The sequence below is a fragment of the Inquilinus sp. YAF38 genome (assembly GCF_052113205.1).
Lineage (GTDB): Bacteria > Pseudomonadota > Alphaproteobacteria > DSM-16000 > Inquilinaceae > Inquilinus.
Genome location: NZ_JBFRCU010000199.1, coordinates 1 through 1,975 on the forward strand (window position 1 = coordinate 1; position 1,975 = coordinate 1,975).

Annotated in this window: 2 protein-coding genes; both read right to left on the bottom strand. The window is 72.2% G+C overall.

What is annotated here, in order from left to right; genetic code table 11:
- Positions 1 to 705: DUF2213 domain-containing protein (locus tag AB4Z01_RS36195; RefSeq protein WP_441701681.1), on the bottom strand; the 705-nt coding region annotated here is incomplete at its 3' end.
- A 321-nt stretch (positions 706 to 1,026) separates the two neighbouring features.
- Positions 1,027 to 1,975 (bottom strand): DUF1073 domain-containing protein (locus AB4Z01_RS36200; protein WP_441701683.1); only part of this gene is annotated, 949 nt, incomplete at its 5' end.

A 1,975-nucleotide genomic window follows, 5' to 3' on the forward strand; every position in this document is an offset into this window, starting at 1 on the left:
GACCAGCCGGGCACGGACGGCCACCGCCTCGTCGAGCCGCGCCGGGCTCAGCTCGGCATCGCGCAGCCGGGCGGTCAGGGCGGCGATCTCGCCGTCCCTGGCCTCGATCACGGCCCGCAGCGCCGCCACCTCGTCGACCGGCGCGGCCGGTGCGACCGGCGCGGCGACGGCGGTCCAGGCGTCCCCGATCCGGCAGGCCGGTCCGGCCCGGGCCGCGTCGACCACCGCCAGATGGTTGGCCCGGATCCGGCGCTGCACGGCGTCATACGCCTCGCCCGCCGGCGTGGTGCCGGGCGTCCAGTCGATCTCGGCGGCATAGCCGACGCTGAGCTGCCGCTTGCCGGCGATGACGGCGTCGACCGCCGCACGGTCCATCAGCACCAGCGGCACCCGGATATAGTCGCCGTCCCGCGCCACCTCGCCGCCGACCTGGCCGACGCTGTGCGCCTTCCAGTTGGCGGCGGTGACCGGCTCGACCGGATGGTCGAGCGTGACCGGGCGGTGCGCCATCGACGCCAGGGCGTCGGCGGCGAACACCTCCTCCTCCGGCCGCCAGACCCGCACGGCGGCGAGGTCGGTGCGCCCCATCTCGGCGCCGCTATAGGTCTGGACGCCGGTGCGGGCGATGCGGGCGGCCGCGACCAGATAGCCGTCCTGCGTGGTGCGCCGGTCGCCGACCAGCGTCACCGTATCGGTGATGAGCATGGGATCTCCGTTGTGATGTGGCGGTGCCATCGCAAGTCGACCGCCAATAACCAACCGTCATCCCCGCGAAAGCGGGGATCTCGTCACGATCGATCTGAAAGAGATTCCCGCTTCCGCGGGAATGACGACCAGGAAGGGCGGCAATTTACGATCGGGACGTCCCCTCGCCGGCCTCGGCATAAGAGATCGTTTCGAAATGCGCTGTGAGTCGGATGGCGGTGGTTTCGAGAACCGGCGCGCAGCGGACGTTTGGGTCCGTGAGCACCGGAAGCGGAGAAACCGCCGTCAGGCGGCCGCGCCAGTAGCGTTTCCAAACGGTCTCTAAGCGGCCTCGATGCCGGGATAGAGGCCGTCCTCGACCACCTGGTTGCGCACAGCCCGGGCCAGCACCTCGGGCGGGATCAGCCCGGACGCGGCATAGAGCGCACTGGTCTCGGCCTTGGTCTTGCCGATCGCCGCCGCCTCCTCCGCCCCGAGTTGCCACAGCGGCGCCCATTCGGACCGGATCTCCGGCGGCCGGGTGCCGAGCGCGCTCAGGATCAGCGCCTCGTCCAGCCGGCGCAGCGCCGGGCCAAGCGTCACCCGCTGCTCCGCCGCGATCCGGTCGTAATAGTTGCGGATGTCGCTCTCGCCGGTCGCGTTCAGCCCGGCCGGGGCCTGGCCGAGCAGCCGGGTGGCCGGGATGTCGGCGGCGCCGGCGGCGATCTGCAGGTATTGCTGCATGATCTCGGGCAGCTGGGCGAAGCTCAGCTGCTTGCGGTCCCACTCCTCCTCCTTGTCGATCACCAGGGCGTTCACCAGCCCCTTCATCGTGTTGGCGAGGGTGAAGCGTTCGACCAGCCGCTTGGCATAATCGGCCTGGGCCAGGCTCTGGGTCAGCCGCGGGACGCGGATGACGTCCAGCTTGGCCTCGTGGATCAGCGTCGCCACCCCCTGGGCGGCGAGGCCGGCGTGGCGGATCGCGTCCATCACCGCCTGCAGCACGCTGTCGCCCCAGCCGTCGGTGCCGACCCCGTCCGGCAGCTCGGCGCCGGGCAGCCGCACCACCCGGCTCGGATGCAGCCGCACGCCCCGCTGCCCTGCAGACGCCACCTGATACCAGCCGGGCTCGCCGAAGCCGGGCGACAGCACATCGCGGTCGATCTCGCCGGGCGCGATCTCCCAGCGATGCATGACGTGCAGGTAGCGCAAGGCCCCGCGGCCCAGCGGCGGCAGCGGCTGCGCCGGGTCGCCGTCGCCGGCGCCCAGCACCAGGGCCGCGCCGCCATAC